This window comes from Pseudonocardia endophytica, from assembly GCF_004339565.1.
Classification (GTDB): domain Bacteria; phylum Actinomycetota; class Actinomycetes; order Mycobacteriales; family Pseudonocardiaceae; genus Pseudonocardia; species Pseudonocardia endophytica.
Map to the genome: position 1 here is coordinate 3,960,276 of NZ_SMFZ01000001.1, position 13,312 is coordinate 3,973,587.

At 75.3% G+C, this 13,312-nt stretch carries 12 protein-coding genes; 2 read left to right on the forward strand and 10 right to left on the reverse strand.

Annotation, left to right across the window (positions count from 1 at the left end):
- Genes EV378_RS18435 through sp36 form a run of 4 tightly spaced genes read right to left on the reverse strand, consistent with a single transcriptional unit; the run spans position 1 to position 3,780 of the window.
- Positions 1-2,472: a hypothetical protein gene (locus EV378_RS18435; protein WP_132427047.1), complete on the reverse strand. Its 2,472-nt coding sequence runs from the start codon at positions 2,470-2,472 to the stop codon at positions 1-3.
- A gap of 26 nt (positions 2,473-2,498) precedes the next feature.
- Complete coding sequence (locus tag EV378_RS18440) at positions 2,499-3,152, reverse strand: hypothetical protein (protein WP_132427049.1); 654 nt, start codon at positions 3,150-3,152, stop codon at positions 2,499-2,501.
- Between the two features lie 2 nt (positions 3,153-3,154).
- Complete coding sequence (locus tag EV378_RS18445; RefSeq protein WP_132427051.1) at positions 3,155-3,610, reverse strand: RidA family protein; 456 nt, start codon at positions 3,608-3,610, stop codon at positions 3,155-3,157.
- The gene (gene sp36, locus EV378_RS18450) at positions 3,607-3,780 is read right to left on the reverse strand and encodes a Sp36 family protein (protein WP_132427053.1); all 174 of its coding nucleotides are present in this window, start codon (positions 3,778-3,780) and stop codon (positions 3,607-3,609) included. The genes EV378_RS18445 and sp36 overlap by 4 nt, the downstream gene beginning before the upstream one ends.
- A gap of 103 nt (positions 3,781-3,883) precedes the next feature.
- Here sp36 and bagA point away from each other — a divergent pair, with 103 nt between their 5' ends.
- Together bagA and bagB are read left to right on the forward strand one after the other, a co-directional pair.
- Entirely contained in the window at positions 3,884-4,915 is a 1,032-nt protein-coding gene (gene bagA, locus EV378_RS18455) for an ATPase BagA (protein ID WP_132427055.1), read from the forward strand.
- A complete protein-coding gene (bagB, locus tag EV378_RS18460) occupies positions 4,912-6,075 on the forward strand; it encodes an ATPase BagB (protein ID WP_132427057.1) in 1,164 nt (387 codons plus the stop codon). Before bagA ends, bagB begins: the two co-directional genes overlap by 4 nt.
- A gap of 5 nt (positions 6,076-6,080) precedes the next feature.
- On the opposite strand, the gene EV378_RS18465 is transcribed toward bagB, so the two are convergent.
- From EV378_RS18465 to EV378_RS18490, 6 genes are all read right to left on the reverse strand, one after another.
- Positions 6,081-6,410, reverse strand: a complete 330-nt coding sequence (locus EV378_RS18465) for an ArsR/SmtB family transcription factor (RefSeq protein WP_243653537.1) — start codon at positions 6,408-6,410, stop codon at positions 6,081-6,083.
- Between the two features lie 148 nt (positions 6,411-6,558).
- A complete protein-coding gene (locus EV378_RS18470) occupies positions 6,559-8,079 on the reverse strand; it encodes a hydrogenase large subunit (RefSeq protein WP_132427061.1) in 1,521 nt (506 codons plus the stop codon).
- Positions 8,076-9,689: a proton-conducting transporter transmembrane domain-containing protein gene (locus EV378_RS18475; protein WP_132427062.1), complete on the reverse strand. Its 1,614-nt coding sequence runs from the start codon at positions 9,687-9,689 to the stop codon at positions 8,076-8,078. The genes EV378_RS18470 and EV378_RS18475 overlap by 4 nt, the downstream gene beginning before the upstream one ends.
- Positions 9,689-10,348 carry a hypothetical protein gene (locus EV378_RS18480; protein WP_132427064.1) on the reverse strand — a complete coding sequence of 220 codons (660 nt, stop codon included), beginning with the start codon at positions 10,346-10,348 and terminating at the stop codon, positions 9,689-9,691. Before EV378_RS18480 ends, EV378_RS18475 begins: the two co-directional genes overlap by 1 nt.
- Positions 10,345-11,292 carry a respiratory chain complex I subunit 1 family protein gene (locus EV378_RS18485; protein ID WP_132427066.1) on the reverse strand — a complete coding sequence of 316 codons (948 nt, stop codon included), beginning with the start codon at positions 11,290-11,292 and terminating at the stop codon, positions 10,345-10,347. Before EV378_RS18485 ends, EV378_RS18480 begins: the two co-directional genes overlap by 4 nt.
- Positions 11,289-13,259: a proton-conducting transporter transmembrane domain-containing protein gene (locus EV378_RS18490; RefSeq protein WP_243653538.1), complete on the reverse strand. Its 1,971-nt coding sequence runs from the start codon at positions 13,257-13,259 to the stop codon at positions 11,289-11,291. Before EV378_RS18490 ends, EV378_RS18485 begins: the two co-directional genes overlap by 4 nt.
- Positions 13,260-13,312: the final 53 nt, after the last annotated feature.

The window sequence follows — 13,312 nt, forward strand, 5'->3', positions numbered from 1 at the left end:
TCAGTCCTGCGCGGGCGGGTGCGACGTGCCGTTGCGCGGCGCATCCCCCGATCCGCCCTCCCGCGCGGCGAGCTCGGCCTGGAGCCGTCGGAGCAGCTCCTGCTCGTTCGGGGTCAGCCGGCTGTCCAGGACGTCCTCCCCGGCGTCGGTGGGTGCGCCCGACTCGGACGGCGCCGGCTCGAACGCGGCCGAGCTCGGCCGGGTCGCCCCGGACGCGGGCGCCCCGGATGCGCCCGCCCCGGGCGCATCGAGACGGTGCCGCGGCTGGGCGTCGGACGTGGACTCCCGGACGTCCGCCGCCTGCTCGTCCCCGGACGTCCGCCGGTTCGGCGACGGCGTCACGCGGCTGAGTGGCGGGGTGGTCGGGGTCGGTGCCGTGGCCGGCTCGAGATCCGGGTCCGGCGTCGCCGCGGCGGGCATCGACCAGCTGCCGGAGCCCCACTGCCGTTCCCATTCCCGCTCGCCGGCACGTGTATCCGATGTAGACGCTGCCGCGCCCGTCCCGTGTCCGTTGACCGGTGGATCGTCCGTCGCGGAGGCGGGTGCGGCGGTCCGCGGCGCCGGACGAGGTGCCGGACGGGGCGACGGGTGGCCGTTCGTCCCGCCGGGCGGGTCGGGATCGGGCCCGACGTCCGCCGTCGGGACGCTGTGACCGTTCGACGGCGGCGTACCCGTCCGGGCGCTCTCCGGGCGTCCGAGCACCGCGTTGCCGCCGTGGACGGTGCGGTCGACGGCGTTGCGGGCCGGATCGAACCGGGCCGGATCGACCTCGGCGGGACCGGACGGCTGCTGGTCCGGCTCCTGACGGTTCGACGGGTGGTCCGATTGCGGTGCGGGTCGTGCATCTCCGTCGGACGGGCCCGCCGGTCGGGAAGCCGCGCGGCTCTGCAGCGCACCCGGCCAGGACGCACCTGCCGGCGAGACCGCCCCGGTGTCCTCGACCGACGGCCGACCACCCGCGTCGTCCGGGGCCACTTCCCGGCCCCTTCCGCCCGCCGGCGCCGACGGGGTGCGGTCCCCGACGGACGCTACCCCGCGGCCGTCGCCGGTCGTCGCCTCGTGCGCGTCGTCGCCGGTCGTCGCCCGGTGGGAGCCGTCGCCGCCCGCAGCCTCACCGGAGTCGCCGCCGACGGAACCCGGCCGGGCGGTATCGGTGGGGAACCCGTCGCCGGCCGGCGCGCTCCCGGCGTCGTCGCCGGTGAGTGGTCGTGGGGTGTCGTCCTCGACGGATGCTCTCCGGGCGCCGTCGGTCGACGCGGCCGGGGCGCCTCCGATGGTGGGCACGTCCGGGTCGTCGTCGGTGGGCACTCGCCGGACATCGCCGTCGACGGGTGCTCCTCGGCCGGTGTCGCCGTTCGGCGCGCTCCACGCGACGTCCCGGGTGGGCACTCGGCGGGAGTCGTCATGGGCCTGCCAGGTGTCGCCCGTCGCGAAGGTCGCGGCGCCGTCGCCGTCGGGTGCGCCCCGGTCGTCGACGACGGGAGCTGTCCAGGTCGGCATCCCGGTCGGGCCGGGTGCGCCGTCCTCGGTGGACCCTTCCTCGATGCCGTCGCCGGCGGACTCCCGCCAGGTGCTCTCGTCGCCCCGCGCCCCCGGGCCGTCGTCGCTCGGCGCCACCCACGGGACACGACCCGCCGACGACGTGTGGTCCCCGGTCGAGGTGCCACGGTCGCCCGGCGCCGCCGGCGGGCCGTCGTCCCACGGCAGGTCCTCGCCGTGCCCGGCCTGCGCCGCGACCGCCGGACCGGGGTGGCCCGGACGCGGCCCGTCGACCACCGGTACGGCTGCGGAGGGCCCGCTCCAGGAGGGAGCCTCGTCCCCGGGAAGATCGTCCCGGACGACGACCGGCATCGGCGACGGCGGGGTCCGGACCGGGGAACCCGCTGCCGCCAGCGCGGCCCGCTGGTACGGCGGGAGCGCGGCCCTGTCCACGAACGCCTCGACCGACGCCGGGATACCGGCCCTGGCCAGCGCCGCACCGACCTGATACGTGATCACCTCGGCCGGCGCGGGCCCGTCGAGCACCATGAGCACGACGGGGTGCGGCACCGGACCCGGCGCGGCCCCGGCCGGGGTGAGCCGCCAGGTCACCGACGTGCGCGCACCGCTGCGGGCGACGGCCGTCAGCCCGGCTGCGACCTCGCGGATCCGCTCGGCAACGCCCGGCTGTCCGCCGTCGGTGGAGAAGACGTGCGGCGTGCGATCCGGGAGCGACGCGCCGGGAGGCAACAGCCGGGCGAGATCGCCCCCGATCCGGCGCTCCGCGGCGTCGGCCAGCCGGTCACGGACGGAGTGCGGCAGGACCGTGCGGCCGGCGGACAGCGTCGCGACCAGCAGCTCCAGCGCCCCGGCCTCCTCACCGACCGCTACGAGCTCGCGGGCGATCGCGAGCAGGTCGTCGTCCACCCATCCGGCCAGACCGAGCAGGAGCTCGTGCCCGGGGGTCGGGGCCGTGGCCACGGCGTCGGACATGGAGGTCTCCTTCGCTTCGCGACCGGTCAGGTACCGGTCAGCGCACCGAACGCGCCCGCGGGGTCGGGAGTCGCGACGTCGTCGGCCGGGGCCGGAGGGCGCGCGAACAGCACGGAGGATCCGACGACGGCCGCCTGGTGATAGGAGGGGACCTCCATCTCCAGCGGCAGCACCTCGACGCACGGCGTGCGGTCGCCGTGCACGCGCAACAGACGCTGCAGCGTCCCGGTCAGCTCCCACGGCCGCTCGGCGCCGAGCACCACCAGGACCCGCTGCTCGCCGCGCGGACCGCGCCAGCTCTGGCGCAGCTCCTCGACCCCGGCGTGGCCCGCGGCGACGGACGTCGCGGACATCGCCGCGAGATCGTGCGTCACGGTGCCCGCCGAGAACGCGACGCCCGGGTCGTCGAGCTCGGGCAACGGCAGCACGGTGTCGACCATGCGCGACGACGGCGACCGCTCGCCCACGCACCGCCACAGCAGCTCGCGCTCGAGGTCGGTGACGCCGAGCCGGTGCCGCAGCAGGGCGCGCGGCAGCACGGCGGCGACGGAGCCGAGCGCGCCCGCGGCGAGCCAGTCGCGCAGGCGCCACACCACGTCGTCGGGCAGCCGTCCGGCGAGCCGGACCAGCAGCTCGTGTCCCGCAACCTGCACGGGGGCGCCCTCGACGACGGCGGTCACGGTCAACCGACCTCGACGACCAGCTCGACCTCGACGGGCGCGTTCAGCGGCAGCTCGGCGACGCCTACGGCGGAACGTGCGTGCGCCCCGGCCTCCCCGAACACCTCGCCCAGCAGGTCGGACGCGCCATTGATCACGCCGGGCTGCCCGCCGAAGTCCGGCGAGGACGCGACGAAGCCGACGACCTTCACCACACCGGTCACGGCGTCCAGGCCGACGAGCGCGTCGATCGCGGCCAGCGCGTTCAGCGTGCAGATCCGGGCCAGGTCGTAGGCCTGCTCCGCGGAGACGTCACCGCCGATCTTGCCGGTGGCCGGGAGCTTGCCGTCCACGAACGGCACCTGGCCGGCCGTGAACACGAGGTTCCCGGAGCGACGGGCCGGGATGTACGCCCCGGCCGGGGTCGCGACCGGCGGGAGCGTGATCCCCAGCTCGGCCAGCTTGGCCTTCGGCGTCATGCCTGGACCGGGCGCTTGAAGAACGCCACCAGCTGCTCGGGGTTGGCGCCCGTGGTGATGGTCACCAGCTCCCAGCCGTCCTGACCGAAGTTGTCCAGGATCGCCTTCGTGTTGTGGATCAGCACCGGTGCGCTGAGGTATTCCCACTTCTGGACGCCGGGGGAGCTCATGGAAAAAGGGTAACGGCCGTGGAGTCGATCATCCTCCCGGCCTCGGCGGACGGCGACGTTCGTCACCGGGCCGACCTGCCCCGCGCTCCGTAGTCTGAGGCCCGTGACGACGTCCGTCCGCCCCGACCCGTGGCCCGCCCGGCTCCGCTCGGCGCGTCTGCACGTGGTGTCCGGCAAGGGCGGCACCGGCAAGACCACGGTCGCCGCGGCCCTCGCGATCGCGCTCGCCGCTGGCGGTCGCCGGACGCTGCTCGTCGAGGTCGAGGGTCGTCAGGGCATCGCCCAGGTGTTCGACACCCCGCCGCTGCCCTACGAGGAGCGGAGGATCGCCGTCGCCCCGGGTGGCGGAGAGGTTCGCGCGCTGGCCGTGGACGCCGAGGCCGCCCTGCTCGAGTACTTCGAGATGTTCTACCGGCTCGGGATGGCCGGGCACGCGCTCCGGCGGATGGGCGCCGTCGAGTTCGCGACGACGCTCGCTCCCGGCCTGCGCGACGTGCTGCTCACCGGCAAGGCGAAGGAGTGCGTGTCCCGCACGGAGAACGGCCGCCCCGTCTACGACGCCGTGGTGCTCGACGCCCCGCCGACCGGACGGCTGGTCACGTTCCTCGACGTCACCCGCGCGATGGCCGACCTGGCCCGCACCGGCCCGATCCACGGGCAGGCCAAGGGCGTCGAGGAGCTGCTGCACTCGGAACGCACGGCCGTGCACCTGGTGACGCTGCTCGCCGACCTGCCGGTCACCGAGACGTTGGAGACGATCGACGAGCTGGAGAGCGCAGGTCTCCCGGTCGGGACCGTGTTCGTGAACCGGATGCGCGAGCAGTGGCTGCCGGACCGGTCGCTGACCGCCGCCGCGCACGGCCGGGTGGACGCCTCCCGGGTGCGCAACGGGCTCGCGGGCGCCGGTCTCGAGCTGGCACCGGAGGAGATCGACGGGCTGGTCGCCGAGACCGTCGAACACGCCGTGCAGGTCGCCGGGGAGACAGCGGCGCTGGCCCGGCTGGACACCCAGCTGGACCCGCCGATCTCCCGGGTCACGCTGCCGCAGCACCTCGGCGGGGTGGACCTGGGCACGCTCTACGAGCTGGCCGAGTCGATGACCGAACAGGGCGTCGCGCTGGAGGAACGTCGGTGACACGCAAGGCCCCCGAACTCGACGTCGATGCCGTGCTCGACGACCCGGACACCCGTGTCGTCGTCTGCTGTGGTTCCGGAGGCGTCGGCAAGACGACGACGTCCGCCGCGCTCGCCCTGCGTGCGGCCGAACGGGGACGGCAGGTCGTCGTGCTGACGATCGACCCGGCCCGCAGGCTCGCACAGGCGCTCGGCCTGGAGGCGCTGGACAACGAGCCACACGCGGTCGCCGGTGTGGGTGGGCCGGACCGCGGGACGCTGAGCGCGATGATGCTGGACATGCGCCGCACGTTCGACGAGATGGTGCACGGGCACGCCCCGCCGGACCGCGCGGCCAAGATCATCGAGAACCCGTTCTACCAGACCATCTCCTCGTCGTTCTCCGGAACGCAGGAGTACATGGCCATGGAGAAGCTGGGCCAGCTCGTCGCGACCGGGAAGTGGGACCTGGTCGTCGTGGACACCCCGCCGTCGCGGTCGGCACTGGACTTCCTGGACGCGCCGCAGCGGATGTCCACGTTCCTCGACGGCCGGATGATCCGGCTGCTGTCGTCCCCCGCGCGGGCCGGCGGCCGCGGCATCCGCAAGCTCGTCGGAGCCGGGTTCGGGCTGTTCGCGAAGGCCGTCGGCACGATCCTCGGCGGCCAGATGCTGGCCGATGCGTCCGCGTTCGTGCAGGCGTTCGACACGATGTTCGGCGGGTTCCAGGAGCGGGCGCAGAAGACCTACGCGCTGCTGCGCTCGCCGGGGACGGCGTTCCTCGTCGTCGCCGCTCCGGAGCCGGACGCGCTGCGCGAGGCCGCCTACTTCACCGACCGCCTGTCCGGGGAGGACATGCCGCTCTCCGGGCTGGTGCTGAACCGGACCCATCCGGTGCTGGCGCCGGTGTCCGCGGCACGCGCGCGCAGTGCCGCGGAGAACGTGGGTGGCGCCGGGTCGCAGATCGCGGCCGCCGTGCTGCGCCTGCACGCCGACCGCGTCGAGCTGGCCGAGCGCGAGGAGCACCTGCTCACCCGCTTCTCCGGCGCGCACCCGTCGGTGCCGGTGGTGCGGGTGCCCGCGATCGCCGGCGACATCGCCGACCTCGACGGCCTGCGCCGCGTCGGGGAGCTCCTGGCGGGCGACGAACCGGCCGCTCCGGCGGCGGCCACCCAGGCCTGACCCGCTCAGCTGGAGCGCAGGTCCTCCAGCAGCTCGATCTGTTCGGACAGAACTCCGGTGAGGATCGCCCTGGCCACCCCGAGCAGCTCGGCGACCCGGGTGCTGGTCAGCGAGTAGTGCACGGCGGAGCCCTCCTTGCGGTTGCCGACCAGGCCCGCCTTGCGCAGCACGGCGAGCTGCTGGGAGAGGTTCGCAGGCTCGACCTCGATCTCGCCGAGCAGCTCGGACACCGCGTGCTCGCGCTCGCTCAGCAGCTCCAGCACCCGGATCCGCACCGGGTGCCCGAGCGTCTTGAAGAACTCGGCCTTGGCCTGGTACAGCGGTCGGTGGGTCACCGCGGGCCGCCGGTCCCCGCTCGATGGCATGTCCCGTCGCACCCGCTTCGGCTGGTCGCCCGTTCCGTGCGGCGGCGCCGCGCTCCCGGAGATGTCTTGCAAATCTTAGCAACTCCTCGACCCGGGGCCGGTCCTCCCGGCCGCGCGTTCAGAGGTCGTTCCCGGCGTAGGAGAGGTTGAAGCTCTTGTTGGTCAACGGGAAGTCCGGAACGATCGTGCCGGCCAGAGCCACCGGCAGCGCGGGCCAGTTCAGGAAGCTCGGGTCGACGATCTTGACCCGGCGCAGGGTCCCGTCGGGACCGACCTCCACCCGGTGCACGACCGTGCCGCGCCATCCCTCGACGATCCCCACCCCGCTGCCCGCCGTCGGTGTCGCCGCACGGTCCGGGTCGGCGCGGGCCAGCAGCCGGCCGTCGACCTCCCGCACCAGCACCTCGATCAGTGCCGCCGCCTCCTGCACCTCCCGGACCCGCGTCACGAACCGGGCGAGCACGTCACCGCCGCGCGTTCCCTCGGGCGCCGGCACGGACGGCGGGGCGGGGACGCCGGACACCGGGTGGTCGGTGCGCGCGTCCACGTCGAGGCCGGACGCGCGCGCCACGTAGCCCAGCGTGCCCAGGTCGTGCGCCTGCTCGGGGGTGAGGACGGCGGTGCCGGCGAACCGGTCGCGCACGACGCTGTTGCCGAGCGCGAGATCGGCCACCTCGGCCAGGTCCGCGCCCAGCGCACGCACCCTGGCCGGGTCCGGCAGCCGGCGCACCCTGACCGAGCCGGGTGCGACGGCGCCGCGCAGCAACCGGTGACCGGCCACCTCGTCGTTGATCCGCAGGAACTGCTCGCGGATCCGCTGGGCGTGGTTGTTCAGCACGGCGAGACCGACGTCGTTGCACAGGGCCCCGATGTCGGTGGCGTGGTTGTAGAGCCGCTCCAGCTCCAGCAGCACGGCCCGCAGCCGCGCGCCGTGCGCGCCGGGGGCGGTGCCGGTGGCGTCCTCGACGGCCTGGCAGTAGGCCAGTGCGTGCCCGACGGAGGTGTCCCCGCTGACCCGCTCGGCGAGCTCCACCCCGCGGTCCGCCGTGCGGCCCTCGAACAGCTTCTCGACGCCGCGGTGCACGAACCACAGCCGCGCCTTGAGGTTGAGGATCGTCTCGCCGACCACGGAGAAGCGGAAGTGGCCCGGCTCGATCATGCCGGCGTGCACGGGGCCGACCGGGATCTCGTAGACGCCGGGGCCCTCCACGGCGCGGAACGGGTAGGGCCCGTCCGCCTGGCCGAACGCCGGCGGCGGGCCGGCGTCGCCGAGCATCGGGTACCAGCCGCGCGGCCAGTGGAAGTGCCGGACCAGCCGACGGGGTAGCGGATGGTCGACCGGGACGATCCCGAACAGGTCGCGCATCTCGCGCTCGAACCGGCCGGCCGGGAACGAGTGCGCGGCCAGGCTGGGTACCCGCCTGCGGTCCGGGCCCAGGTGCAGGTGCAGCTCGACCCGACGGTCGGGGCGGGCGGCGGTGAACAGGTACACCGCGCGCAGGTGCCCCGCGCCGTCGTCGTGGCCCGCGAGGAGCGCGAGCCGGAAGCCGTCGTCGAGCAGGGCGACGGCCCGCCGCTCCAGCTCGCCGTGGGTGACGTCGTACGCGGTGCGGTGGGCGGTGGTGGTCCCGGTCGTCATGGCGCTCCTCCGGACAGGACGGCTGCCGCCTGGCCGACGAGCGTGCCGAGCGGTCCGGTGGTGACGCCCAGCAGCGCGCACGCCGCCAGGCCGCCGACGATCGCCGCGACCGCCGTCCCCGGCAGTGCGGCGGTGCCGGGGACGCGGGCCGCGCCCGGGACGTCGGCGGGCCGGATGACGTGGTCGGCGACGGTGTGCTCGGAGGTCGGTCCCGGGTCGGTCCGTCCGGCAGCGGCCGGGCCGGTCGTGACGGGACCTGACCTGCGCGGGTCCGGTTCCGTGCCCCGCCAGGACGTGGCCGGGCCGAGCAGCATCCGGCCGGTGTGTCCGAGCAGGGCCGCGGAGGCGACCAGGACGAGCACGAACGCGACGGCGACGGCCCAGCCCAGGCCGGCGTCGAACCCGGCACCGGCGATCGCCAGCTCGCTGGCGAACAGACTGAACGGCGGGAACCCGACGAGGGCCAGCACGCCGGCCCCGAAGCACCCGGCCAGCACCGGGGAGCGCGCGGCGAGCGCGGTGACGTCGTCGATCCGGCTGGTGCCGGTGTACTGCGACACGTGCCCGGCCGTCAGGAACAGCGTGCTCTTGGCCAGGCCGTGGCCGAGCACGTGCAGCAGCACGGCGGCGGTGGCGACCGGGCCGCCGACGGCCGCGCCGAGCGCGAGCAGTCCCATGTGCTCGATGCTCGAGTAGGCCAGCATCCGCTTGTAGTCGCGCTGGGCCAGCAGCAGGCTCGCCGCGATCGCCAGTGACGCGAGCGCGACGAGCACCAGCAGGCCGCGGGCGAACGCGGGGCCCAGCGCCGCGTCCGAGACGGCGCGCACCCGCAGCAGTGCGTAGCAGGCGATCGACAGCAGCACACCCGACATCAACGCCGACACCGGAGCCGGGGCCTGGCTGTGCGCGTCCGGGAGCCACGCGTGCAGCGGGGCCAGCCCGGCCTTCGTGCCGAAGCCCAGCACGAGCAGCACCACGGCGATCCGGGTGACGCCGGGTTCCAGCCCGCCCGCCGCGGCCTGCAGGTCGACCCAGGCCAGCCCGGAGCCGGCGTGGCCCGCGGCGGAGTCCAGCAGCAGCGTCCCCAGCAGGGCCAGCGCGATGCCGGTCGAGCAGATCACCACGTACTTCCACGCCGCCTCCACGGCCGGGCGGGTGCGCCGCTGCCCGACCAGGAATGCGGTCACCACGGTGGTCGCCTCGATCGCCACCCAGAGCAGCCCCAGGTTCGCCGCGAGTACGGCCAGCGCCATGGTGGACAGGAACAGCTGGACCAGCGCGCAGTGCCGGGCCGCGGTCCGCGCGGTGGCCCGGCCGGCGCGGATCTCGCCGCGCAGGTGCGCGGGCGTCGCGACGCACGCGATCAGCCCGACGGCGGCGACCACCAGCAGCATGAACGCGCTCGGCGCGTCCGCGCGGAGCAGGGCCCACGGCGTCGCGGGCGGGTCCCCGGACGTGACCAGCACGGCCAGCGCGACGGCCGCGGTGAGCACGAGGCAGGCCGACACGATGCCCGGCCACGCCCGCACCCGGCGCCTGCGCACGAGGAGATGACCGGCCGCGGCCAGCGCGGGCAGGGCGACGGGAGCGACCAGTACCAGCAGGACCATCAGTCGTGCAGCTCCCTGAGCTCGTCGAGGTCGGTGTCGCCGAACGCGGTCCGGATCCGCCCCGTCAGCACGCCCAGCACGAGTACGGCGAGGAGCAGGTCGAGCGACACGCCGAGTTCGACGACGAGCCCCGGCTCGGCCGTGGTCAGGAACCCGACGGCGGTGATCCCGTTGTCCATCAGCAGGAACCCGACCAGCTGCGACACCGCCCGGCGCCGGGTCACCAGCACGAAGAACCCGATCAGCACGACGGCCAGCCCGACCGGGATCGCGGCCGTGGCGGGCGACGGCGCCAGCGCGACGAGCGGCGGCGACACCGCAACCGCCAGCAGCGTCAGCAGCGCGGCGGTGAGCAGCGAGGACGCGACGTTGACCAGCGGGCTCGTCTCCCGCCGGTCGGCCGCCCCGCCGGTCAGCGTCCGCCGCAGCAGGTGCGGCAGCACCCCGGCCCGCAGCACCAGCACCCCGGCCGCAACGGCCCACAGATCGGCCGAGCCCTCGGTCGCCGCCACCACCGCGATCATCGCGGCGAGCGAGAGGCCCTGAACGGTGAAGATCCGGACGACGACGGACAGCTCGCGACGCCAGAGGATCAGCACGGCGGTGAGCAGGAGCGTGCCCGCACACAGGTCGAGAAGGTGCGCTCCGGGCGCGGTCACGCCGGCACCAGCGCCGCGACGACGGCGAGCACGGTCAGCAGGAACGAGCCCGCCAGCAGCTCGGGGACGCGGAACAGCCGCAGCTTCGCCACGAACACCTCGGCCGCGGCCAGCGCCGCACCGAGCACCGCGATCTTGACGACGATCAGGACGGCGCCGAGCGCCAGCTCCGCAACGCCCGTGCCGGTGGCCACCCCCCACGGCAGGAACAGCGTCGACCACAGCCCGAGGAACACGGTCAGCCGCATCGCCGACGCGAGCTCGACCAGCGCGAGGTCCGGGCCCGCGTACTCGAGCACCATCGCCTCGTGCACCATCGTCAGCTCGAGATGGGTGCTCGGGTTGTCCACCGGGAGCCGCCCGGTCTCGGCGACGATCGCCAGCGCCAGTCCCGCCGCGGCGAGCACACCCGCCGGGCTCGTCACCCGGGCCGGGTCGGCCAGGGTGGCGGACACGATGTCGGCGATGTCCGTCGAACCGACGCGCACCGACAGCGCCAGCACGGCCACCAGCAGGGTGGGTTCGACGAGCGCCAGGATCGTGATCGCCCGGCTCGCCCCCATCCCGCCGAACGCGGTCCCGGTGTCCAGCCCGGCCAGCGCCGTCGCGACCGCGCCCGCGGTCAGCAGCGCGACGACCACGAACAGGTCGGCGCCCGGCTCCGGCACCGTCGAGGTCGACACGAACGGCACCACGGCCACCACCGCGACCGTCGTGGCCACCGTCACCAGGGGCGCCGCCCGGAACACCTCGGAGGTCCCACGCGGGGTCACCGGGTCCTTGCCGAACAGCTTGCGCACGTCGCGCCACGGCTGGCCGACCCCGGCGCCTGCCCGCCCCTCCAGCCGGGCCCGCACCTGGCGCATCAGGCCCACCAGTAGCGGAGCCCCGGCCACGACGAGCACGAGCTGCACGCCGGCGCCCAGCAGTCCCTGGGCGGTCATCGGGTCACCGCCAGCACCGCGAGCGCGCCGCACAGGGTGACGAAGCCGTAGCCGAGATAGCGGTGCACGCTGCCGTCGGCGAGCCGGGTCGCCGCGCGTCCCCATGCCCGCACCGCGGCCAGCACCGGCAGGTACAGCCGGTGTTCGATCCGGTCCGGTACGCGTAGCCGGTACCGCACGGCGTCGACCAGGTACCGCGACTCCCGGTGGTGGGTGACGTCGACGTCGCTCTCCGGGCGCACGACGTCGTCGAACACGCGCTGCAGCGGCTCGGCGAACGAGGTGGCCGTGTACTCGGTACGTGCCGGCATGGGGCCCGCGCCGCAGTCCCACGGCCGGACGACGGCGGGCGTCGCGCGCCGCCGTCCGGGGGCGAGCAGTCGGACCGCCACGGCCACCGCGAGCGCCGCCGTGCCGACGGCGGCCGCGACCGGCAGCGGGGAGAGCGAGCCCGTGAACCCGGCGAGCCGGACGACCAGCGCGTCCGCCGTCACCGGGTCGTCCGAGGCGACGGTCGCGGCGGCCACCCGCCCGATCGCGGGCAGCACCACGTAGGGCAGCAGCCCGAGCAGCGCGCAGGCCGTCCCGGCCACCGCCAGGCCGGCCGTCACGGTCGCCGGCCCGTCGACGGCCGCGGCCGCCGCCGCGGACCGGGGCCGGGCCAGGAACCCGACCCCGAACGCCTTGACGAACGTCACCACCGCCATTCCCGCGGTCAGCGCCAGTGCCGCCACGGCGACCGGCAGCACGACGGCGGCCGCGACCCCGCCGTCGGGCAGGCCGTGCACGAGCGCCTGGAGCAGCAGCCACTCGCCGACGAACGCCGCGCCCGGCGGCAGCGCGGACCCGGCCAGGGCGCCCAGCCCGAACGCGGCGGTCGTCACCGGCATCGGCGTGCGCAGCCCGCCGAGCTCGTCCAGGTCGCGGGTCCCGGTGCCCTGCACGACCGACCCGGCGGCAAGGAACAGCAGTGTCTTGAACGCGGCGTGCGCGAGCACGTGCAGCAGCGCGGCGGCGAGCGCGAGCCCGGCCACCGTCCGCTGCCCGGACGCGGCGAACAGCCCGGCCGCGCCGACGCCGACCAGCACCAGTCCCATGTTCTCGGTGGTCGAGTACCCGAGCAGGACCTTCAGGTCGGTAGCGACGGCGGCCTGCAGGATCCCGTACACGGCCGACGCGGCGCCCAGCAGCAACACCAGCACCCACCACCAGGCCGGTCCGCCGCCGAGCAGGTCGAAGCCGACCCGGACCAGCCCGTACACGCCCATCGTGACCATCGCCGCGGACATCAGCGCGGACACGTGGCTGGGCGCCTCCGGGTGGGCCCTCGGCAGCCACGCGTGGAGCGGCACGATGCCCGCCTTCGACCCGAACCCGACGAGCACCAGCGCGAACACGGCCGTCGCGATGCCAGGGCCCAGCCCGGCCGCGGCGGCCCGCAGGGCGGGGAACGACCCGTCGGCGGCGTGCCCGGCGAACAGCAGGAGCCCGGCCAGCACGGCGACGAAACCGAGGTGGGTCATCACCGCGTACCAGCGACCCGCCGAGGCGACCTCGGGCCGGTGGTGGTGCTCGGCGAGCACCAGCAGCAGCGACGCCGACGCCATCAGCTCCCAGCCCAGCAGCAGCGTGCCGACGCTGCCGGCCGCCGGTACGAGCAGCATGGCCAGCACGAACAGCGGAAGTGCCGCCTGCACGGTCCGCCCGGTCAGCCCTCCGCGCGCGGTGTAGCCGATGCCGAACACGCCCGCGCACACCGCGACCAGACCGACGACGCCGACGAAGACACCACTCAACGGATCGAGCGCGATCGTGACCCCGGACAGCGGCAGCAGGCCGGGCGCCCGTACCGACCAGGCCGGCCCGGTCACGGCGGTCACGCCGGCGACGAGCGCGGCGGTCCCGCAGGCGGTGACGCCCGCCCCGACGACGGCCGGCCGTGCGGCCCGCGGGGCCGGAACGGTCACGACCGCCGCTGTCGTGCCAGCGCACGCCGCGCCGAGCAACCACGCCTGGGAGG